The organism is Marinifilum sp. JC120, from assembly GCA_004923195.1.
Taxonomy (GTDB): domain Bacteria; phylum Desulfobacterota; class Desulfovibrionia; order Desulfovibrionales; family Desulfovibrionaceae; genus Maridesulfovibrio.
In genome coordinates this window covers 1-21,861 of record RDSB01000024.1, presented here as the reverse complement: position 1 = coordinate 21,861, position 21,861 = coordinate 1, and the positions used below count along the sequence as shown (strand labels likewise).

Genomic DNA, 21,861 nt, shown 5'->3' with positions numbered 1-21,861 from the left:
TTTGCGGGGGCCTTTTTCCATATTATGAGGTCTCCATGAAAAGGTTTATATCTCCGATTTTTTTTATCCTGATGATCGTCGGTCTTATCGGATTGTTGCAGTCTGAGAATTCCGGTCCTGACCTGAATACCGGCATGCACGAGTTGCGTGCTACTGTTACCGCAGTGAATAATGAAGCCCTTGTTGAGATGGGTACAGCCCGTATCGGCGGGCAGCATGTCACTGCCATTTTGCAGGAGGGGGAAGCCAAAGGACAGACTGTAACCGGGCCTAACCAATTGACCGGACAGCCGGAAATGGACGAAATTTTCCATCCCGGAGACACAATCCTCATGGCGGTCCGTATTAATGACGGCAAAGCTGTTGAAGCACGCGCTGTGAACCAGTTTCGTCAGGGCTGGGAGCTGGCACTGTTTGGTTTATTTGTCGTCATCCTGCTGATTTATGCCCGTTCAATCGGTCTTAAAGCTTTGTTTAGCTTTATCACCAGTTTTTATATTATTTGGAAATTTTTTATTCCGGGCCTGCTCAGCGGCGGGAATCCTATTCTGTTAACCGTTATCACCCTCACTTTGCTTACAGTAGTGATTATAACTTGTGTGGCCGGATTCTCGCGGGTCACAGTAGTGGCTACAATGGGCACTCTCTGTGGTTTGTTGCTGGCTCTGACCTTGACCCTCTTTTTCGGGGAAAAGCTTAAACTGGCAGGCATGACCGCGCCTTTTGCCACTATGTTGATCTTCTCTGGGCATTACACACTCGATCTGCTCGATATTTTTTATGCTTCGGTAATTCTCGGAGCGTCCGGTGCGGCCATGGATATTGCCATGGATGTTGCGGCGTCTATGAATGAGGTTTTGGATAAGAAACCGGATATCACCCGCAATGAATTGATTGCATCAGGTTTCAACGTGGGGCGCATGGTCACGGGAACTATGACCACGACCTTGCTGCTGGCTTATTCCGGAGGTTATCTAACTATGCTCATGCTCTTTGTTACCAAAGAGACATCGTTTACACGCATGCTTAATTTCAAGCTGGTGGCAGCGGAGATTTTCCGCACGCTGGTAGGTAGCGTGGGGCTGGTTTTGGTGGCTCCCATAACGGCAATATTGGCTGGGTTTATTTTATGCAGATTTAACGAAGTTAAAAAGTCTTCTAACTAAAAAATCCCGGACAATTAATTGTCCGGGATTTTTTAGTTTTTCAGTATAAAATAAATTTTATTTATTTCAATTTACTGCTGATGTTGTTTTTAATCCAGCGTCCGTCCCACCATTCAACAGGGTTAACAGGGATACCGGCGCAGATGACTCCGTAATGCAGATGATCACCACCAGCCATGCCTGTGGCTCCTGTTTTACCGATGACCTGTCCCTTGGCGACCATATCACCGGGTTCCACATCAATCTGGCTCAAATGAGAGTAGAGGCTTTGCAAACCGAGACCATGGTCAATTATGACCGCATTGCCGTAGATGCCGAAATCGGATTCAGCAAGCACCACGCGACCGTTGTTTGCCGCAGGGATAGGAGCTTGGCGGGTGCTGGCAAGGTCGATACCTAGATGAGTCTGTTTGTCGATGACCTTTCCGGCATAGTAATAGCTGCGTTTATCACCGAATCCGGCACGGGTGGCGGCATTGGGCAGACGCTTGAACTTTCCTTCAAAAAGGAAAGTGGGTGATGTTTCTTCAGCCACACGATGAAGTTCAGCTCTGTTCTTCTTGCGCAGTTCGCGGTTTACCTTCAGGAAAAGTTGAACCTGACTGGGCAGACCGGGGAAGTCGCCTTCGAACTGGGGCATCTTGGTGTTCAGGAAACGGTCGGAAATGTTAATCCGGTCATGACGGTATTTTTTACCGTTAGCATGGTACCAGAATGATCCTTTGCGTACGTTCCCTGCTTTATCTTCAGCAATCAACACCGGATTGAAATCTTTTTTTTCGGTGTAGTAGGGCATAGCAAAAAGGCAGGCATATGTTCCGTCCGGCTGTTTGTGGCCCGGAAAGAAATCTTCATTTACCTGCACGCCGGTTTTAGCCGGAGTTTCGTTGATGTTGTAAATCAATAGGCCACACCCGCCCTGATTCATATTATGAGTAGTTGTTTGGACGGTAATTTTAGGAGCAATGGTATCGAGTGTGTAGTTACCACGGGCTATTACCGCGTTGCCGCTGCCGAATCCGGCAAGGGATGTATCTACAGCCCAGACAGCCAGTTCAAAAGGACCTTCCTTAATTTGTTTTTTCTTGATCAGAATATCTTCATTGTAATCAAAACTGCCTTTAGGAAGAGTTTTTTCGGTGAGTGTCAGTTTTTTTTCACCTTGTGATAATACAATTTTAACAGCCTTAAGGCCGGACTGTGTGTCACTGATATTTACATTAATTGGTGTCTCGAAAGTGATAAATCCTTTATCCGGTGTCAGTGCGGCTTGAGGAGATGTGGTATCTTTGTAGAGCAGGTACGCCCCGGTTCCGATAACTCCGACAAGAATTATCAGTAGAATGATTTGTCCGATGCGACTTTTCTTTTTAGCCATTATAAATCCTTAAATTGTTCGTGTGAATCGAGATTCGTACATTGTTTGTAATCAAGCCACCTTAACCCTAAAAGGGTATAGGGTTCAACAGACAACATTGTCACAAAAAGAACGATCTATAAGTGGTATTTGTTTTATCTATACATGTGTCAATTTTGTATCAGATATTGTTGACGAAAAATGCTGGAGTGTGTATTCGAAGTAAAAAAATATCGTCGCCGTGGCGGTTTTTTTTACTTAGTAAGGACAGTGCCTTACTACGCCGGCAACCACCAAGGAGGTAGGGATGAGTTTGACCAGGCGAGATTTCGTGAAAATGTGCACAGGAACTGTGGCTGGCTTTGGGATTTCCCAGATGTTCAACCCCAGTGTAGTGCATGCGCTGAAGAAGTTTGTACCGAATGTATTCTGGCTGCAGGGACAGGGCTGCACCGGATGTTCAGTTTCACTTCTTAACTCAGTGCATCCCTCTATCGCAGAGGTACTTCTCGATGTAATTAACCTTGATTATCACCCGACTATCATGGGTTCCGAAGGCCACGTTGCCTGGGATTTCATGATGGATCAGGCTAAAGAAAATAAAGGTAAATACATCGTTATTGTTGAAGGTTCCGTTCCCACAGCTGAGAACGGCCATTACTGTATCGTTGGTGCAGGCGCAGACCACAAAGAATACACCATGACTGAAGCCACTCTTGAGATGGCTAAGAATGCTGCTCTGGTTGTAAACGTTGGTACCTGTGCTGCTTACGGCGGTATCCCCGCTGCTGAAGGAAACCTTACCGGCTCTATGTCTGTAACCAATTTCCTCGCAGAGAACGGTGTGAAAACTCCCGTAGTCAACATTCCGGGCTGTCCTCCCCATCCTGACTGGATGGTGGGTACTCTCGTTGTTGCTATCAATGCCATCGAAGAAAAAGGTCTTGATGGTGGGCTTGCTGAAGTCGTTAAGATTCTTGACGAAAACGGTCGTCCTACACCTTTCTTCGGTGAGAACATCCACGACAACTGCCCCTATCTTGAGGCATTTGACAACGATGAGTATGCTGAAATGTTCACCGATCCGGTTAAATGCCGTTATGAGCTGGGCTGTAAAGGTCCCAGTGCCAACTCCGATTGCTTCAAACGCAAGTGGAATGGCGGCGTGAACTGGTGTGTTGAAAACTCAGTATGCATTGGCTGTGTAGAACCGGGATTCCCGGATGAAATGTCTCCCTTCTACGAAGCCGGTTAACCGGAAAAGGAGTATAAATCCTTATGTCTTCAAAATCTCATGCACCCGCCGGTAAAGACGGGAAACTTAAGATTGCCATTGATCCGGTAACCCGAATCGAAGGTCACCTCAAGGCTGAGGTCGTAGTTAAAGACGGTAAAGTAGCGGATGCATGGCTCTCCGGCGGCATGTATCGTGGTTTCGAGAACATCCTTGTTGGACGTGATCCCCGCGATGCAGCTCAGCTGACCCAGCGCATTTGTGGTGTTTGCCCCACCGCACACTCCACTGCTTCTACCCGCGCTCTTGATGATGCTTTCGGCGTAAAGCTGACCACTAACGGTCGTCTTACCAAGAACCTCATCTTCGGTGCTAACTACTTGCAGTCTCACATTCTGCATTTTTATCATCTTTCCGCTCTGGATTTCGTACGCGGACCTGAAAAGTCTCCCTTTATCCCCCGCTTCGATCATCCTGATCTGCGTCTTGATGAAAAAACTAACAAAGTAGCTGTTGACCAGTACGTTAAGGCTCTTGAAATCCGCCGCATCTGCCACGAAATGGTAGCTCTGTTCGGTGGTAAAATGCCTCACGTTTCCGGTCAGGTCGTTGGTGGTGCAACAGAAATTCCGACCCAGGAAAAGCTCGCAGAATACGCAAGCCGTTTCAAGCAGGTTCAGAAATTCATTGCTGAAACTTACGTACCTACCGTTTACCTTATCGGTTCCGTATACAAAGATCTGTTCAAGATCGGTGGCGGTTACAAAAACGCTATGGCTTACGGCGTATTCCCCATGGATGATGCTGAAAACGAATTCCTGCTCAAGCCCGGTGTTTATATCGACGGTAAAGATCAGAAGTTCGACGACAAGCTCATCAAGGAATACACCAAGTACGCTTGGTATACTGAAGAGTCCGGCGGCATGCATCCCAGCGAAGGTAAAACTATTCCTGATGTGCATAAGAAGGACGCTTACACATTCTGTAAAGCTTCCCGCTATAACGATAGCGCTGTTGAGGTTGGACCTCTGGCCCGTATGTGGATCCAGAACCCTGAACTCAGCCCCATGGGCCAGAAGCAGCTCAAAGATCTCTTCGGCATCGAAGCCAAGATGTTCCGCGATCTGGGCGAAGATATGGCATTCTCTCTCATGGGCCGTCACGTTGCCCGTGCAGAAGAAGCTTATCTCGTTGCTAACGCTATTGCAGATAACTGGCTCAAGGAAGTTAAGGCTGGCGAAGAAACCTACGTTAAGCCCGAAATGCCGGAAACCGCACAGGGGCTCGGTCTTACCGAAGCTCCCCGTGGCTCCCTGCTGCACTTCGTTGACATTAAGGACTCAGTGACCGCTAATTATCAGATGATCCCCGCGACCCTCTGGAACAGCTGTCCCCGTGACGACAAAGGCCGTCGCGGTACCATTGAGGAAGCCCTCATCGGTACCCCGGTTCCCGATCCGTCCAGTCCTGTAGACATCTCAAGGATCATTCGATCCTTTGACCCGTGACTGGGTTGTGCCGTGCACGTGTTGCACGCAGAGACCGGTGAAGAGCATGTTGTTCACGTAGGCGAAGGTTGCTAACGTAACGACGTTTCACTGAATATAAGCTCCCGGATGCAGGACTACTGTGTCCGGGAGCTTCCCTTTAAAGGATATAAGATGAAAAAACTGTTAGTTTTAGGGATTGGGAATCTTCTCCTCGGCGATGAGGGCGTCGGGGTGCATGCTGTTGAGGAATTAAAAAAAGAAGAATGGCCGGAAAATGTCCATCTGGTGGAAGGCGGAACATTCACCCATGATATTTTTCATATTCTCGAACATTACGATGGCGCATTGGTGCTGGACATTGTTCATGGCACTAAAGAGCCGGGTACTATTTATTATCTCGAGGAAAAGGATCTCGTTCAGAACGAGAAGCAGCGCCTTTCCCTGCACGACATTGATCTGCTGGATTCACTGAACATGGCAGGAGCCATCGGCAAGCGTCCGGTAATGCGCATCCTCGGCATGGAGCCGGAGAACTACACAGATTGGAGTCTGGAAATGACTGACACCTGTAAAGCCACATTTCCTCAGTTTCTGGAGAAGGCCCGCATTGAAATCAACAAGTTTGTTGAGGAGTTTGCGGAGTAAGGTTTGTTATGTTCAGGTTGCAATATAAGATTTTGTTAAATGGCAGTTCTGTGATGGGGCTGCCGTTTTTTATCTTTAGAGCGTTGATTGATGTTCTTATTTATAAAAGAATGGAAAGATAAAACCCCACCTTTTTTTAAAGGTGGGGTTAATCAGTTGCCTGAGGTCCTTTCGATATGATGCGGGCCTTAAATTTTTAAGGATCCAGAGTTTTCATTGATGATCTGAGCTGCAATTCTTGCAGGATCAACCTTTCATACTCCGGGCTGTATTGGATCTCTTCTTGATTATCCTGCTCAAGCATCTTGGCCAGAAACTGAGTTTCTTCCCAGAAGTCGAGCAGTTCTTCGTTTGCTAGTGATTTAATTTGGTCTTCTAGTGTAATATTTTCTGTCGGGGAAAACTGAGCCATGCGAGTTCATACCCTCCTGAGCTTCGCTTTTTGCTATCAAATATCACTGATAGTCATTAATATGCCACTAGTCAATTTCTGTACTTAAAAAAAGGCGTAATTGTTTTATAATTTCAGGATTAGCTTGCAAATATTTCAGATGAATAATAATATAAATTTTAATTAGAACTTTTGATTCTTTTACTAAATTAAAAATTTGATCAAATACTTGGTCATCCACTGTAAAAAATATAACAGGGGGATAAATATGGAAGAAGGTAAGAAGATTGCGCTTGATGCGGAATTGATTCAGCTGGTTACCTTCAGTATCGGTGAAGAGGAATTCGGTGTTGATATTCTCAAGGTTCAAGAGATTATCAGAACCATGGAAATTACCAAAGTTCCCAGAGCACCGCAGTTCGTTGAAGGTGTAATCAACCTTCGCGGTAAGGTTATTCCCATTATCGACCTTAGAAGCAAGTTTGGTCTGCAGTTTCGTGAACACGATCAGCATACCAGAATCATTGTAATAGAAATTAGCGATATGATCGTAGGTTTTGTTGTGGATTCCGTTTCTGAGGTCCTGCGAATTCCTGCATCAACCGTTGAACCGCCGCCGGCCGTTGTCTCCGGTCTTGAATCTGAATATATCAGCGGAGTTGGTAAGCTTGAAGATAGACTGCTTATTTTGCTCGACCTTAATAGACTCCTGTCCAACGAGGAACAGGAACAGCTGGCACAGGTATAGCCGCTGTTGAAAAGGGTTGATTCCGGGACCCCTTCGGGTGTTTTCGCCTTCAATCTTATAAGTGCTTCAGTCCAGTTGACCAAATAATTGTTTTAAAACTGGACAGCGGCAGCATTTCTCTGCAAAAAAAAGTCGTCCTCTGCTTGAGCGGGGGACGACTTTAATTTTGATAAATTTCTGGAGTTAGTTTGTCCTTACCAGCTCAGCTCTCCGCTTTCGCTTCCGGAAACGGTGATAACTTACGTATTTTTAAAAGCGGCCACGGAACACAGGCTTTCACAGCCCACAACCTCCATTCACGAGGAGAGTCGGTTGTGCTTGTCGCTCCGGGTGCACGCGAATATTCAGAACTCAAGGCCCTGCTGACTCTTTTCAGCCGCAATGAACTTGAACATAAAGGAAAGATTGTTCCTTCATGGGAAAGGGATTGGGTTTTTCTACCGCCTTATCTCAGCAAGAATTCTGCTGCCTCGGATTGGGCAGAACGCTGGGCAGCTCTGCACGCACTTACCCGCGGCGGTAAACAGTCAGTACTCATGACTGCCGACAATTTGCTGCCCAAGTGGCCATCCCCGGATGTTCTGGAAAGCAATTATCTAGTTCTCGCAAAGGGCGAGGAGATGGACCCGGAGCTGCTCATGGAGCAGGCGGTTACTTGGGGATATGCTAGGACAAAACTTGTTTCCGGCTATGGCGAAATGTCCATGCGCGGTGATATCCTTGATATTTACGCGCCCGGATATGACTTGCCCATACGCCTTGAATTTTTCGGTGAAATTCTCGAAGAGATCCGTGTTTTTGATCCTTCTTCCCAGAGGTCAAAGGCTGATTTGGACGAAGTGACTATGCTTCCGGTTGCTCCGGCCATGCTGACCGGTAATTACGTGGACGAAGCGGAAGCCTTATGGACTCAGCTGAAAAAAACCGGTGAAATTTCTTCGGAAGGATATACCCTTTTACTTGAAAAGGCCGGAAATGCTGACGGCATGATCTGGCCGGGACTTTTTTATCCTGACGCTGTTGATTTAAAGGCCTTTTTTCCGCAGAAATCCGTTTACGTGCTTTCTTCCGCTTCAAATCTGCGTTCAAAATTGCAGGATCAGGAATACGGCTGGAAAACATTTTTGCAGGATAAATCCGCTCATAATGGCTGTAAATGGCCCATGCACGTTATCTGTTGGAATGAGGAGAAGGCACGCTCCACATGGCGCGACGAAAGACAGATGGTCTTTGAAGATTTGGTTATCGGCAGAGAAAAGGACGGAGTGGACCTTTCTGAGCGGGCTCTTTCTGCATTTACTGATATTTTTTGGAAACCGGAACAGATCAAACGTCCGTGGGCTGCTTTGGTTGCTGCTTTGAAAGAATGGAAGAGTGAGCGGTTCCAGACTGTGCTCAGCTTTCGTACCGAACGATCCCGCAAGAAATTTCTTTCCCTTATTGAGCCTGAGCAACTGCCCATTTCCACAGAGTACTCTCCTTTGAACAAAGGTATTTACGCTCTTGTTTCTCCTCTCAGGCAGGGTATGGAACTAGAGTGGAATCAGACGGTTATTCTCGGTGAAGATGTCATCCAGCCGCAGGCTGCGAAGGGCACTCGCAGCCGAGACAAGGCCTTTGAAGGCATGACCAGCTACGAGGACCTGCTCATTGAAGATTTGCTGGTTCATCGTGACTATGGACTTTCCCGTTTCGGTGGTCTGCATCATATGAATATTGGGGATGTGGCAAACGATTATCTGCTGCTGTACTTTGATTCAGAGGACAAGCTTTATGTTCCGGTGGACCGGTTGAATCTGGTCCAGAAGTACAAGGGTCCTGAAGGTTCGTGTCCGATACTGGATAAACTCGGCGGCGCACGTTGGGCCAAGACGCGCGAAAAGGCTCGTAAGGCCATTGAAAAGATCGCCGGGGAACTGGTAGAAATGTATGCGTACCGCAAAATTGCCAAGGGTTATGCTTACGGTCCGCTTGATGATATGTATTGGGAATTTGAATCCACTTTTGGGTTTGAAGAGACCCCTGATCAAGAGAAGGCTATTCAGGATGTTTTCCGGGATATGGAAAGCCCTGAACCTATGGATCGCCTTGTTTGCGGTGATGTAGGTTTCGGTAAAACCGAGGTTGCCCTGCGTGCAGCCTTCAGGGCTGTGCTGGACGGAAAGCAAGTTATTTTGCTTTGTCCCACCACTGTACTTGCGGAGCAGCATTATCAGACCTTTGTGCAGCGCATGGAAGGTTTTCCGGTTACCGTTGGTATGCTTAGTCGTTTTGTTACCAAGACCCGTCAGAAGCGCGTTCTGGAAGAAATGTCATCCGGCGGGCTTGATATTCTCATCGGAACCCACCGGGTGCTTTCCAAAGATGTGGAAGCGCCTAATCTCGGCCTGCTTATTCTTGATGAAGAACAGCGTTTCGGCGTGCGCCACAAGGAACGGCTCAAGGAAATGCGCAAAAATATTGATGCCCTGACCCTGACCGCAACTCCCATTCCCCGAACTTTGCAGCTTTCTCTTTCCGGTGTGCGCAGTTTGAGCACTATTGAAACCCCGCCCGTGGATCGCAAACCTGTTGAGACCGCACTTATTGAGCGTGATGAAGCCATGCTAGCTTCCATCGTGGCCCGTGAACTTGAACGTGGAGGACAGATCTTCTGGGTTCATAACCGGGTTCAGGGTCTTGAGCGGGTGGTTGAGTATGTTAAGAAGCTTGCCCCCGATGCCACAGTCGGTATGGCTCATGGCCAAATGACGGAAAAGAACCTTGAAGGGACCATCCATAAATTCTGGCACAAGGAACTTGATATTCTGGTTGCCACGGCCATCATTGAATCCGGGCTTGATTTCCCTAATGCCAACACTTTGATCGTGGATCAGGCTCAGATGTTCGGTCTGGGCCAGCTTTACCAGTTGCGCGGCAGGGTGGGGCGCAGTACCCGTCAGGCCTATGCATATTTTGCGGTTTCTTCACTGGATTCTCTTTCCGAAAAGGCTAAACGCAGGATGCAGATTATTTTGCAGCTTGATTATCTTGGTGCCGGGTTCAAGGTTGCCATGGAAGATCTGCGTTTGCGCGGAGCGGGTAACATTCTCGGTGAAGTCCAGTCCGGTCAGATGGCCAAGGTTGGACTTGATCTATTCCTTGAAATGCTGGACGAAGAAGTACGCAGGATTAAAGGCGATGATTCAGGAACAGTCACAGATCCAGAGATGAATTTTGTATTCAAGGCTCATTTGCCGGAAGATTTCGTTCCTGATGCCAGAGAGCGACTGCGCTACTACCGTGCTCTTTCTTCTGCTGACAGCGAGGCTGGAATCGAAGAACTTGCCGCCGAGATCAAAGACCGCTTCGGACATTTTCCGGAAGAGGTTGAGAATTTTATAGCTGTACTTTACCTTAAGCGAACTCTGGCACGCCTAGGCGTTGTCCGTGCTGATTTGTTTCCCACTCGAGTAATTTTGACTTGGTTGGAAAACAATAACCCGGTTGATCCGGCAAAACTTATCGCCTGGATCGGTGAGCAGGGTGAAAAGGCAAAGCTCAAGCCGCCGGCAGCTCTTGAAGTGCGTCTTGATCAGAGTTTATCCATTTCACAAGGTCTTGATTCTGTTTGTAAAAAACTTGAACCACTACTTTAACTATACCGTTGAACGGTTTATTCGGAAGCTGATATGAAAAGAATACTGATCGGTGTCCTGCTGGCTTGTTTTATGTTCGGTGGTTGCCAGAACAAAAACGAAGAGCCGGGAATAATTGCACGGGTTAATGATAAACCCATTTATCTGAGCCAGCTTGATTATAAATATGATCTCACCCATGAGGGCAGCAACGGATTTGTTCCCTCTGTTGCACAGGTCCGGGCTGAATACGGGCAGATTCTCGGAGACCTTATCGTTCAGGAACTTGTTTCACAGGAATTGGAGCAACGTGAGATTCCGGTCTCCGATAAAGAAATGAAGGAAGCCGAAGATGAGGTTCGCTCTGATTATCCTGATGATTCATTTGAGCAGATTCTTATTGAAGAATATGTAGATATCAACGCTTGGCGTTCACAGCTTAAGTATCAATTGGCCATGGATAAATTTTACCGTGATATTCTGCGTCCTGAGATTAAAATCGATTACAAGGAAGCAGAGCAATATTATCGGACTCATCTATCTGATTTTTATATGCCTGCCGGGTACCGTTTTGTCATGGTTAAAGGTATGGGCAAGGATCTTGTGCTTAAAGGGGTAGAGCTTTACCGTGAAGGGCTTAGCCCGGCGGCAATTTCTGCAAAGCTGCGCAAGGTTTCTGTGCGTGAAATATGGATCAGGAACGGACAGATTCCTGCGGCATGGAAAACTTTTGTAAAAGACCTTGAGCCGGGTAAGGCCACTCCTGTAATTACCCAGAAGAAAGAAGTTTTTTGTCTGATACTTAAGGAAAAGAAAGAGGCGACTCTGCTTACTCCATTGCAGGCATACCCTATGGTTGAAAAGGTTTTGCTTGAAAAGAAGCTTGAAGAAAAATTTGAAGCATGGCTGGAAAACAAAATGGCGACTTCAAATATAAAAATCAGCAAAAACTTGATGCCCGAAGTTAAAGAGACTGCACCTGAAGCTGAGCTGGTTGAAGCGACAAAAGCTGAATAGTTGCATAGTTTAATGAAAGAGTTTAGTTAGTCATAGGAATTAGCCGAGTTGTGGCTATTTTGATAAATCTGACCATAAAACCGGACCTGAAGTCCGGTTTCCATATTCAGGAGAATTGAATTGAAGCGCATTATTGCCGGTTTTCTGGCCAGCATGGTCATTTGTTCCGCATCATTTGCCACTGCCGAGGAAAAAGTTGTCGATGGAGTCGTTGCTGTTGTAAACGGTGAAGTTGTAACTATGTATGAACTGAACAGAAAGATGGCTCCCATCATGAAGCAGTTCAAAGGCAGGTCTCTTTCCGCAGTTGAAACGGAACAGTTGAAAAAAATACGCCAGCAGATTCTTGATCGTTTCATTAACGAAATCATTATTGATCAGGAAAGTAAAAGACTTAAAGTTGATGTCTCTACTCAGGATGTTGAAACTGAGATTAAAGCGATTAAAGAGAAAAGTAATCTGAGTGACGAAGATTTTGAACGTCAGCTTGAACTTCAGAAAACAAATCTCACAAAATTTAAAGAAAAAATCGGAAAAGATATTCGTAAACATCGCCTTCTTTCTTACAAGATTAAAAGTAAGGTTGTTGTTACTGATGATGAAATCAAGGCAGCATGGAACAGCACCCGTACTGATCAGGGTGAGGTTGCCAAAAGTGTGCATTTGAAATTGATTCTCTTCCCTGAAAATGTATCAGTCGACCAGATTCGTGAACAGATTCTGGCCGGGGAAATCAGTTTTGAAGAAGCAGCCGATAAATACACTACCGGCCCCGGAGCGGGGAGTGGCGGTGATCTCGGTGTTCTTGAGTGGGACGATCTTGCTCAGACCTGGCATGATGCCCTTGAAGGTTTGAAGCCGGGTGGTGTGAGTAATCCTTTTGAAGTTCAGAGTTTTAAAGCTTTGCTCAAGCTTGATTCCTACGTCAACACTGAAGAAGCATCTTTCGAAGACAGCAAGCAGGAAATTTATCAGCGGCTTTACCGTCAGAAACAGGATGGTTTATTTGCCGATTTTATAAAAAAGCTCAGGGAGAAGGCTGTTATTGAGCTTAAATAAACGGGGAGAACTGTAGCGGATCTCGGCTGCCCTGCGGGCGGCTTTTAACGACAGTTTCAAATTGATTTTTGAAACATTACTGCCAGACTGTATCGAGAGGGTCGTATGGATTTAAAAGAGCTTGGTTCCCGATTGAAAAATGAGCGAGAAAGGCAGGGGTTGACCATTGAGCAGATCATGGAGATCACCAAAGTCAGCCGCGTGAATATTAATGCCATTGAAAGTGGTAACCAGAAAGAATTTCCCCACGAAGTATATGCCAAAGGGTTTGTAAAAACTTATGCCAAGGCTCTTGGGCTGGATGCTGAAGAAGTAGGTGAAGAGTTTTCACAAATTATGAGAACCGGGACTGCTGATGCAGAGGATGTTGTAGATGGATCTGTTCAGCCTGACTATGGTCCGGGTCCAAAGAAGAGTCCTGCCGGAACTATTCTTCTAGTCTTGATTCTGGTCGGAATCGTCGGCGGTTTGGTGTACTATCTGCACGATAATTCCTATTTCAGTGCCCAGAAAGCTCCTCAGACAGAAGTTGTCGTAGAAGAGGATGCTCAGGAAAAGCCCACTGTACTGGAAGAGAAAGCTGAAGCCCCGGTTGTTGAAGAGAAACAGGCTGAACCTGCTCCTGCTGAAGCCGTGCAACCAGCTGCGAATGAAGAACCGATAGAGAATAAAGTTGAAGAGGCGGCCGAAACCGTGGAGCAGCCGATTGTAGAAGAAACGGTTGCTGTAGTTGAGCCGGTCGGGAATATCGTGGCAATTACCGCTAAACCCGGTGAAGCATGTTGGCTTGAGGCCGTGGTTGACGGTGACGGTAAAGAGTATGTAATTCAGGAAGGAGATACTCTTACATTTCCTTATAAGGACAGCTTGAAAATCAAGCTCGGTAATGGCGGCGGGGTTGAAATTCTTTCCAACGGTAAGCCTTTTGAATTCGATGCACCTAAAGGAAAGGTTAAAAAACTGGATTTCCCCGCAGCCCGTTAATAAGCGGTTTTCTGTACGGTCATGGGAATAGATGGAACTTACTGAAAAAGTAATAATTCTTAAGACCGGAAGGTTTAAAGAAAATGATTTGTGGGTGCGCTTCATGTCTTCCTCTCGGGGAGTGCAGAACGCGTTTGCCTTCGGGGGAAGCAGGAGCCGCAGACGTTTTGGTGGATGTCTCGAACCTTTTTCTCAGGTGTTGTTTAAAACCGGCACCAACAAGACCGGAACGTATCAGGTTTTACAGGAAGGGAGTCTTATTAAAGGGTATCCCGGAATCCGTTCTAACCTGCGTAAAATGGGTCTTGCCGCCAATTGTTTGAAATTTATTGAGTCTGCGGTTTTAGAGCGCGATGGAAACCGTGCTGTTTTTGAGCTACTGACCGAAATGTTGGATGTTATCGAAGAAACGGAGCCGGATGATTTTTTCCCGCTTTTCTTCCGGGCCAAGGTTGCTTTTGAGCAAGGATACAATCCTGACTTTACAATTTGCGCTCAATGCGGCAAACCTTTGTTCAGTTCCCGTCCCGTGATCTTCAATATTGAAAAGGGACAGCTCAAATGTCTGGACTGTTCTGACGGCAGACAGGGCGAAACCATTAGCGCAGGAACCGCGAGAACTCTGGCCTGGATTCAGGATACAGGACCGGCCAGTTGGATTATGCTGCAACTTCCGGCAGAAATCCGGCAGGAGTGCTTTTCCGTGATGGACCGTTTCATGGCTTACCACATGGGACTGATTTGGGAAGGCAACGGTTATCGGAAGATATAAATTTTATCTGCCCGGATAGGGCAGTCTGTTCAGGATGGATTTATGTTCGTCCTGTGTTTATTTGTTTGTAAACCGGACATTTCCTTCATCTGTACGCGGTACAGGGCATGGGAATGAATCAATACAAATGTTTGTTTGTTAGATGAGAGGAATTTGATGAATTTTCAAGATGTTATACTTAAACTTCAGGACTTCTGGTCTGATTACGGATGCTGCATTGTTCAGCCTCTTGATATTGAGGTCGGCGCGGGCACATTCAACCCTTCAACTTTTTTCCGCGTAATCGGACCTGAGCCGTGGAATACCGCATATGTTGAGCCTTCACGCCGCCCCACTGACGGCCGTTATGGTGAAAACCCCAACAGGCTTCAGCACTATTTTCAGTTTCAGGTTATCCTGAAACCTTCTCCTGATGATGTTCAGGATCTTTATCTTAAGAGTCTTGAGATTCTAGGTATTGACGCTAAAGAGCATGACATCCGTTTTGTCGAGGATGATTGGGAATCTCCCACACTCGGCGCATGGGGCCTTGGTTGGGAAGTATGGCTCAACGGCATGGAAGTGACTCAGTTCACTTATTTCCAGCAGGTAGGCGGTATTGACCTTAAACCTGTCTCCGTTGAACTCACATACGGCCTTGAGCGTATCTGCATGTATTTGCAGGGCGTTGAGTCTGTATACGACCTTAAATGGAATGACAAAGTTACCTACGGACAGATTTTCCATCAGAATGAAGTGGAGCAGTCTAAGTATAACTTTGAACTCAGCGACGCCAATATGTTGCTGGATCTCTTCGATAAATATGAAGCTGAAAGCAAGAAGCTCTGTGAAGAAGGGCTGCCTCGTCCGGCATATGAATACTGCCTGAAGTGCTCCCATACCTTCAACATGCTTGATGCCCGCGGAGCAATCTCCATCACTGAAAGGGCAACCTATATCGGCAGAGTGCGTAATCTCGCTTCCGCAGCCGCAAAGCTTTATGCGGAAGAACGCGAGAATCTGAATTACCCCATGCTTGAAAACGATTAAAAAAACGGAAGCTAAAATGGCCGATTTTATACTCGAAATTGGAATTGAAGAGATGCCTGCCCGCTTTGTTCCCCGGCTGGGTCTCGATATTAAAGATATTTTCAGCACTCTTCTTGAAGAGAGCATGATCGATTGCGCAAGCGTTGAAACTTTTGCCACTCCGCGCAGGCTGACTGTCTTTGTTAAAGATATGGCAGCCATGCAGAGAAAGGTCGAAGAAGAAGTTTCCGGCCCTCCGGCCCGCATTGCTTATGATGCAGATGGTAACCCCACCAAGGCTCTTGAGGGTTTTGTAAAATCTCAGGGAATCGCCCTTGAAGATATCTACACCCTTGAGACCGCGAAAGGTGATTACCTTGCAGCCAAGAAAACCGTGGGCGGCGGTGAGACCATTTCCATCCTGCCTGAGCTTTGCGTAACTGCGATCAAGAAACTTTCCTTTCCCAAGAAAATGAAATGGGGCAACCTTGATTTCGCCTTCGGACGTCCGCTGCGCTGGTTGCTTTGCCTGTTCGGTACCGATGTAGTTGAATTTGAAATGGCTGGCATGCCTTCCGGGCGTCAGACTTTCGGTCACCGCGTAATGGGTGCCGGACCTTGGGAAGTTGCTTCTGCTGATGATTACTTTGATGTAATTAAAGAAAAGTCTTCTGTTATCATTTCTCCCACTGAAAGGGGAGAACAGGTACGCAAGGGAGGCGATAAGCTCGCTTCCGAACTGAATGGCTCCGTGGTCTGGAAAGACTCTCTTCTGGAAGAGGTCAGCAACCTTGTTGAGCTTCCTGTTCCCATCATCGGTAACTTTGATGAGTCTTTCCTCGAACTTCCCAAGGAAGTGCTGCTGACCAGTATGGAAAGCCACCAGAAGTGTTTTGGTATCCAGAAGGAAGACGGCGAACTGCTCCCGCATTTCCTGTGCACTCTGAACCTTGTTCCCAAAGATGTGGAACTGGTTCGTAAGGGTTGGGAAAAAGTTCTTCGTGCAAGACTCGAAGATGGCCGCTTTTTCTGGAAGAACGACCTCAAGACCGATTTCGACACATGGCTTGCCAAGCTGGATAATGTTGTATTCCTCGGTCCTTTGGGTTCCATGGGTGACAAGTCTCGCAGAATGGAACGCCTTGCCGCATTGATTGCCGGTAAGACCGATGCTTCCTTGCAGACTGAAATGGCCCGTGCCGGACGTCTTGCAAAGGCTGACCTCGTTTCCGAAATGGTTAATGAGTTCGACAAACTTCAGGGTAAGATGGGCGGCATCTACGCCTCCAAGTGCGGCGAAGATGACATTGTCTGCAAAGCCCTGTATGAACAATACCTGCCAGCCGGACCGGAAAGCCCCGTGCCTTCCACTCTCGGCGGTGTTATTGTTTCCATGTCCGATAAGGCTGACACTCTGGTCGGTTGCTTCGGTCTGAATAAGATCCCCACTGGCGCTAACGATACCTACGCTCTGCGGCGTGCCGCTCTGGGTATTGTGCGTATGATTATACAATATGACTTGAGAGTAGACATTCTTGAAATTATGGATATGGCCCTTGAAGGTTATTCCAAAGATATCAAGTGGAAACTCGAAAAGTCTGAACTCCTCAAAAAGCTTGGAGAATTCATTTCCAACAGACTCCGTGCCTACTTCACAGGTAAAGGCTATGAAACAAGGGTTGTTGATGCAGCTCTTGGTGCCGGCTACCGTGATGTTACTGCTCTTAAGGCAAGAGTCGAAGCGTTGGCTGAATTTGCTAAGACTGACGGTTTCGAACAGGCCGTGCTTACTTTCAAGCGCGCAGCCAACATCATCAAGAAACAGGGCAGTGAGCAAGGTGTGTCGCTCACTGGCGGTTTTGAAGTTGATAAGTTGGAAGAAGCGCAGGAGAAAGAACTTGCCGCTAAGCTTGATGAAACTGCCGCTCGTTTTGAGGAGCTTTGTGAAAAAGACGAGTTTACCAAGCTGTTCGCAATCCTCGGCGAACTGCGCCCTTATGTTGACGCTTTCTTTGATCATGTTATGGTTATCTGCGAAGACAAGGGCCTTAGAATGAACCGTCTCAACCTGCTTAAGGCGCTTGTAGACAGGCTTAGCAGGCTGGCTGATTTTGGAGCTTTGCAGGTTTAATTCTGCGGCTCCGGCTTTAAAAGAGTTTCGATGATTTTTCTCTAGACTTTTTCTTAGAAAAAAATGCCCCTTAACCTTGACATAAATATCTGTTATTGGTTAAAGACACTCTTCGATTGAACGCAATCCCGGCTAGCCGGGTTTAAAAAATAGAATTTAATTTTAAGGAGAAATACCTTGGCGAATCATAAATCCGCACTCAAAAGACACCGTCAGAGCCTTAAACGCAACCTGCGTAACAACATGGTACGTACCCGTATCAAAAACGTTGTAAAAGAAGTTCGTTCCGCTGTTGAAGCTAACGATACTGAACTCGCAGCAACCGCATTGCGCAAAGCTACAGCTACCCTTGATAAGGCAGCTACCAAAAAGGTTATCCACGCTCGTGCAGCAGCACGCAGGATTTCCCGCCTCAGCGCAGCCGTTAACAAAATGGCTTAGTGTCTTAAAAGATTTTTATTCTTTATAGACGAATTAAGCCCGTCGCTTTGTGCGACGGGCTTTTTACGTTCTTTGCACTTTGAAATAAAGTTGTTGTTGCTGAATTTAAGCTATCAAGCTATAAGCAACTATTGATTTCAACAGTACTTTTCTGTCTATCGCCAGATGTTATACGCAAGGAGTAACTCTTGAGGGTTATAATAGTAGGCGCCGGAGAGGTCGGGTTTAATGTAGCCAGATGTTATACGCAAGGAGTAACTCTTGAGGGTTATAATAGTAGGCGCCGGAGAGGTCGGGTTTAATGTAGCCAGACGTCTTTCCGGTGAAAACAAGGATGTTGTCGTAATCGACATGAATCCGAAAGCTCTTAGCAAAGTTTCCGATTCTCTGGATGTCCAGACGATTCAAGGTTCCGGTTCCAGTCCTGAAATTCTGGAACAAGCCGGCGTCCGTGAAGCTGATATTTTTCTGGCGGTGACGGATAAAGATGAAATCAATCTCATCTCAACTTTTCTTGCCAATAAGCTGAATTCAGCCATAATCAAGCTGGCCCGCATCAGGAAAGAGGACTACACCAAGTATCCCGATATGTTCACTGAAGGGGACCTGCGTATCGACACCATCATCAACCCCGATGAAGAGGTTGTTGAATCCATCCTGAGGGTAATGAGCGTTCCCGGTTCGGTTGAAATCAACGATTTTGTTGGCGGCAAGGTTCGATTGATCGGGGTCAAGCTGCCCGATGATAGTCCGCTTGTGGGCGTGCAGCTTATGAAAGTCCGTGAGCAACTGGGCGAAGACATTGATGTTGTTATTGCCGCACTTGTTAGAGACGACCAGCTGATTATTCCCGGCGGTCTGGATACTATTGAGCAGGGTGATATCGTCTATTTTACCTGCGTCCGTGATCAGCAAAATGAACTGCTTAAACGCGCCGGAATTCTTTCCGATCCCATTAAGAAAGTACTTATTGTCGGCGGTGGAAACGTTGGTTCTTTGCTTGCCCGAGCATTGGACAATAAAAAATATCACACCCGTCTGATTGATAATGATGCTGATCGCTGCGCTGATTTGTCTGAGACTCTGGATCGGGTAATCGTCCTTAATGGCGACGGCACTGATCAGGATTTACTTAACGAAGAAAATGTAGGTGATCTGGATATGGTTATCGCCGTGACCGGGGATGAGGAAATGAATATCCTTTCATGTCTGCTGGCAAAGAATCTCGGGGCGCGCAAGACCATCACTCGCATCAATAAATTTGCTTACATTCCGCTTATTCAGCCTATTGGCATCGATCATCTTGTTTGTCCCAGACTTTCCGCTATTAATTCCATTTTGCATTTCGTACGGCAGGGCAAGGTCATTTCCGCAGTTTCCATCAAAGGCGAAGAGGCTGAGGCTCTCGAAGCCATTGCGCAGGAGAATTCGGATATTGTAGGCAAACCGATTATGGAACTTAATCTGCCCAAGGGGACATTGATCCTCTGTTTTCAGCGCGGTGATGAGGTTATTATCCCAACCGGTATGACAGTGATTGAGCCTAATGACAGACTGCTGATTATTTCTACTCATAAGAATATCCCAAAAATTGAAAAGGCTCTCACCACCACGCTGGAGCTTTATTAATGCGTTGGAAAATAGTTCTGCACATAATCGGGGCGTTGATGCTTTGTGTAGGGTTGACCATGCTTTTCCCTCTGGCATTCTCGCTCTACTATCAAGATGCCGGAATCCTGCCTCTGCTTAAATCTTTCGGACTGACCTGCATCAGCGGGCTGGCCATGTTCTTCCTTTTTAAGGACCAAGAAGGGAACAAAGGACTTAGCCATCGTGAAGGTATGGCAATTGTGGCCTTGGGCTGGGTTTTTGCCGGATTTTTCGGAAGCCTGCCGTTTTATTTCGGCGATGTCTTTACCAGTTACGTGGATTGTTTTTTCGAATCCCTGTCCGGTTTCACCACCACCGGAGCCTCGGTGATGATGGACATTGAGAAGAATGCCAAAGGTATTCTTTTCTGGCGTAGCTTGACCCATTGGCTGGGTGGAATGGGAATCATTGTGCTTTCACTGGCGATTCTGCCGTTCCTCGGAGTAGGGGGAATGCAGCTTTACAAGGCAGAAGTCCCCGGCCCGGTACCTGATAAGCTCAAGCCAAGGATCAAAGATACAGCATTGGTACTTTGGAAAGTTTACGTGCTTTTTTCCGCTGTTGAAGCAGCCTTGCTCATGTTCGGCGGTATGGATTTTTTTGACGCCCTTTGTCACACCTTCGGGACTCTTGCTACAGGTGGTTTTTCTACTAAGAATTCATCCGTGGCTTATTTTCAAAGCGCATATATTGATTACGTAATTACATTTTTTATGCTGGTTGCGGCGGTTAACTTCAGTTTGCATTACCAGATGATTAAAGGGCGTCCGCTTCTTCTTTGGAAAGATCCAGAGTTCAGGTTTTTCGGAGTCATTACTCTTGTAATTATCGCCATTATCACCATTTCAGTCTACTCGGCTACAAATTACGATTCTTTTTCCGATTCCTTTCGCTACACATCCTTTCAAGTAGCATCCATCATCAGCACTACCGGGTTCGCTACTGCAGACTATGAAATCTGGCCTGCTGTTGCGCAGGGGTTGTTGCTTTTCTGTATGTTTCTTGGCGGTTGCGCCGGGTCCACCAGTGGCGGGATGAAGCACCTGCGCATCATGTTGCTCCTGAAGCAGGCTTATCAGGAAGTTTTTCGCATCATTCATCCCCGATCAGTAAACCGGGTCAAACTGGGCAAAACTGTGGTCAAACCAGAGACTATGAACGATATCCTCGGATTCTTCGTACTCTGGCTGCTGCTTTTTGTTCTGTGTGGTCTTGTGGTGGCTGCTACCGGAGTTGATGTCGTTTCATCTTTTGCCGCATCTCTAGCCTGTATCGGCAACATCGGTCCTGGTATCGGCAGCGTAGGACCTACTGAAAACTATGCCCATATACCGGAACTCGGCAAATGGGCTCTCATCTTCTGCATGTTGCTGGGGCGTCTTGAGATTTATACGGTGATCGTGCTTTGCGTTCCTGAGTTTTGGAGAAAGTAGGGAGTATATCGCATAGATATATGAGCGAAATTGAAATCAGATATATTGACCACACAGCTATCCCCGAAAACAGCAGAGTCTGTTTGTACGGTATAAGCACGGGCGGGGCGGAGTCGCTAAAGCTGCTGCGCCAGATACGTTCTGATGTGGAAATTGTTTGTTTTGCTGATACTTATCAGAGTGGGCTATTTGAAGGGATTGAAATTTTAAGTCCGCAAGCTCTTGTTGAGCGCAAAAATGAATATGATCTGATTTTGGTTTGTTCCTGCTATTATCCTGAGATTATCAAACACCTTCACTCGTTGGATATTAATAACGTCGCCGGGTTTTCGTGGCCCAAGTTTTATGGCTATCAATTTTTGCCCGACGAGATTGTTGCGCTGAAAAACGAAATAAAATTTATTCAGGAAAATTTGTATTCAGAGAGTGACCGGACTTTGTTTAATATTTTATGCGAAGCTCGTGTTGTTGGATCTAGTTCCGTTGAACTTGTTTATGTTTCGGAAGGAATGGGCAATTTTCTTTTTAACGAAGTTCGGCTGGAAAAGGCTTTTCCCGAGCACACAACACACTGCGCTTTCCCCCGAAATTAGGACCACGAGTTAAGGTGGAGTCTGCGTCCTAAAAACGATAAGGAAGGACGTATGAGCAAAACAGGAAAAAGACGGAAGCATTCGGACAAATTCAAGGCCAAGATAGCTCTGGAAGCAATCCGGGG

18 protein-coding genes are annotated in these 21,861 nt (G+C 46.7%); 16 read left to right on the top strand and 2 right to left on the bottom strand.

Going from position 1 to position 21,861, the window contains the following annotated elements:
* Positions 1 to 35 precede the first annotated feature (35 nt).
* Positions 36 to 1,166 (top strand): YibE/F family protein, encoded by a 1,131-nt coding sequence (locus D0S45_18230; GenBank protein TIH12379.1) that lies wholly within the window; start codon positions 36 to 38, stop codon positions 1,164 to 1,166.
* 61 nt (positions 1,167 to 1,227) lie between these two features.
* Here the strand turns inward: D0S45_18230 and D0S45_18225 are convergent, their stop codons facing one another.
* The gene (locus D0S45_18225) at positions 1,228 to 2,544 is read right to left on the bottom strand and encodes a M23 family metallopeptidase (GenBank protein ID TIH12378.1); all 1,317 of its coding nucleotides are present in this window, start codon (positions 2,542 to 2,544) and stop codon (positions 1,228 to 1,230) included.
* A gap of 286 nt (positions 2,545 to 2,830) precedes the next feature.
* On the opposite strand from D0S45_18225, the gene D0S45_18220 reads away from it, so the two are divergent.
* From D0S45_18220 to D0S45_18210, 3 genes are all read left to right on the top strand, one after another.
* Positions 2,831 to 3,778, top strand: coding sequence for a twin-arginine translocation signal domain-containing protein (locus D0S45_18220; protein TIH12377.1), 948 nt, complete (start codon positions 2,831 to 2,833; stop codon positions 3,776 to 3,778).
* Between the two features lie 23 nt (positions 3,779 to 3,801).
* A complete protein-coding gene (locus D0S45_18215; GenBank protein ID TIH12376.1) occupies positions 3,802 to 5,340 on the top strand; it encodes a nickel-dependent hydrogenase large subunit in 1,539 nt (512 codons plus the stop codon).
* Positions 5,341 to 5,418: 78 nt separating this feature from the next.
* A complete protein-coding gene (locus D0S45_18210) occupies positions 5,419 to 5,892 on the top strand; it encodes a hydrogenase maturation protease (GenBank protein ID TIH12375.1) in 474 nt (157 codons plus the stop codon).
* 196 nt (positions 5,893 to 6,088) lie between these two features.
* Here D0S45_18210 and D0S45_18205 read toward each other — a convergent pair whose 3' ends face one another.
* On the bottom strand, positions 6,089 to 6,304 hold the full coding sequence (locus D0S45_18205; protein ID TIH12374.1) for a hypothetical protein: 216 nt from the start codon (positions 6,302 to 6,304) through the stop codon (positions 6,089 to 6,091).
* Between the two features lie 247 nt (positions 6,305 to 6,551).
* Between D0S45_18205 and D0S45_18200 the strand changes: the two genes are divergently transcribed.
* From D0S45_18200 to D0S45_18145, 12 genes are all read left to right on the top strand, one after another.
* Positions 6,552 to 7,031 carry a chemotaxis protein CheW gene (locus D0S45_18200; GenBank protein ID TIH12373.1) on the top strand — a complete coding sequence of 160 codons (480 nt, stop codon included), beginning with the start codon at positions 6,552 to 6,554 and terminating at the stop codon, positions 7,029 to 7,031.
* A 188-nt stretch (positions 7,032 to 7,219) separates the two neighbouring features.
* Complete coding sequence (gene mfd / locus D0S45_18195) at positions 7,220 to 10,669, top strand: transcription-repair coupling factor (GenBank protein TIH12372.1); 3,450 nt, start codon at positions 7,220 to 7,222, stop codon at positions 10,667 to 10,669.
* A gap of 33 nt (positions 10,670 to 10,702) precedes the next feature.
* The gene (locus D0S45_18190; GenBank protein ID TIH12371.1) at positions 10,703 to 11,665 is read left to right on the top strand and encodes a peptidyl-prolyl cis-trans isomerase; all 963 of its coding nucleotides are present in this window, start codon (positions 10,703 to 10,705) and stop codon (positions 11,663 to 11,665) included.
* A 120-nt stretch (positions 11,666 to 11,785) separates the two neighbouring features.
* Positions 11,786 to 12,724, top strand: coding sequence for a SurA domain-containing protein (locus D0S45_18185; protein ID TIH12370.1), 939 nt, complete (start codon positions 11,786 to 11,788; stop codon positions 12,722 to 12,724).
* Positions 12,725 to 12,829: 105 nt separating this feature from the next.
* Entirely contained in the window at positions 12,830 to 13,708 is an 879-nt protein-coding gene (locus D0S45_18180) for a helix-turn-helix domain-containing protein (protein TIH12369.1), read from the top strand.
* 31 nt (positions 13,709 to 13,739) lie between these two features.
* Positions 13,740 to 14,480, top strand: a complete 741-nt coding sequence (recO, locus tag D0S45_18175) for a DNA repair protein RecO (protein ID TIH12368.1) — start codon at positions 13,740 to 13,742, stop codon at positions 14,478 to 14,480.
* A gap of 156 nt (positions 14,481 to 14,636) precedes the next feature.
* A complete protein-coding gene (gene glyQ / locus D0S45_18170; GenBank protein TIH12367.1) occupies positions 14,637 to 15,509 on the top strand; it encodes a glycine--tRNA ligase subunit alpha in 873 nt (290 codons plus the stop codon).
* 16 nt (positions 15,510 to 15,525) lie between these two features.
* Positions 15,526 to 17,619, top strand: a complete 2,094-nt coding sequence (locus D0S45_18165) for a glycine--tRNA ligase subunit beta (protein ID TIH12366.1) — start codon at positions 15,526 to 15,528, stop codon at positions 17,617 to 17,619.
* A gap of 177 nt (positions 17,620 to 17,796) precedes the next feature.
* Positions 17,797 to 18,060, top strand: coding sequence for a 30S ribosomal protein S20 (locus D0S45_18160; protein ID TIH12365.1), 264 nt, complete (start codon positions 17,797 to 17,799; stop codon positions 18,058 to 18,060).
* 261 nt (positions 18,061 to 18,321) lie between these two features.
* Complete coding sequence (gene trkA, locus D0S45_18155; GenBank protein TIH12364.1) at positions 18,322 to 19,689, top strand: Trk system potassium transporter TrkA; 1,368 nt, start codon at positions 18,322 to 18,324, stop codon at positions 19,687 to 19,689.
* A complete protein-coding gene (locus tag D0S45_18150) occupies positions 19,689 to 21,143 on the top strand; it encodes a TrkH family potassium uptake protein (GenBank protein TIH12363.1) in 1,455 nt (484 codons plus the stop codon). The genes trkA and D0S45_18150 overlap by 1 nt, the downstream gene beginning before the upstream one ends.
* A 20-nt stretch (positions 21,144 to 21,163) precedes the next feature.
* Positions 21,164 to 21,736 carry a hypothetical protein gene (locus D0S45_18145; protein TIH12362.1) on the top strand — a complete coding sequence of 191 codons (573 nt, stop codon included), beginning with the start codon at positions 21,164 to 21,166 and terminating at the stop codon, positions 21,734 to 21,736.
* The last annotated feature ends 125 nt before the right edge of the window (positions 21,737 to 21,861 follow it).

Excerpts from the sequence above, each read along its gene's own strand:
- D0S45_18165 (TIH12366.1), top strand. The coding sequence starts at position 15,526 with ATGGCCGATTTTATACTCGAAATTGGAATTGAAGAGATGCCTGCCCGC.
- D0S45_18225 (TIH12378.1), bottom strand. The coding sequence starts at position 2,544 with ATGGCTAAAAAGAAAAGTCGCATCGGACAAATCATTCTACTGATAATT.
- D0S45_18190 (TIH12371.1), top strand. The coding sequence starts at position 10,703 with ATGAAAAGAATACTGATCGGTGTCCTGCTGGCTTGTTTTATGTTCGGT.
- D0S45_18230 (TIH12379.1), top strand. The coding sequence starts at position 36 with ATGAAAAGGTTTATATCTCCGATTTTTTTTATCCTGATGATCGTCGGT.
- D0S45_18220 (TIH12377.1), top strand. The coding sequence starts at position 2,831 with ATGAGTTTGACCAGGCGAGATTTCGTGAAAATGTGCACAGGAACTGTG.
- D0S45_18145 (TIH12362.1), top strand. The coding sequence starts at position 21,164 with ATGAGCGAAATTGAAATCAGATATATTGACCACACAGCTATCCCCGAA.
- D0S45_18180 (TIH12369.1), top strand. The coding sequence starts at position 12,830 with ATGGATTTAAAAGAGCTTGGTTCCCGATTGAAAAATGAGCGAGAAAGG.
- D0S45_18200 (TIH12373.1), top strand. The coding sequence starts at position 6,552 with ATGGAAGAAGGTAAGAAGATTGCGCTTGATGCGGAATTGATTCAGCTG.
- D0S45_18150 (TIH12363.1), top strand. The coding sequence starts at position 19,689 with ATGCGTTGGAAAATAGTTCTGCACATAATCGGGGCGTTGATGCTTTGT.
- D0S45_18205 (TIH12374.1), bottom strand. The coding sequence starts at position 6,304 with ATGGCTCAGTTTTCCCCGACAGAAAATATTACACTAGAAGACCAAATT.
- recO (TIH12368.1), top strand. The coding sequence starts at position 13,740 with ATGGAACTTACTGAAAAAGTAATAATTCTTAAGACCGGAAGGTTTAAA.
- D0S45_18210 (TIH12375.1), top strand. The coding sequence starts at position 5,419 with ATGAAAAAACTGTTAGTTTTAGGGATTGGGAATCTTCTCCTCGGCGAT.
- glyQ (TIH12367.1), top strand. The coding sequence starts at position 14,637 with ATGAATTTTCAAGATGTTATACTTAAACTTCAGGACTTCTGGTCTGAT.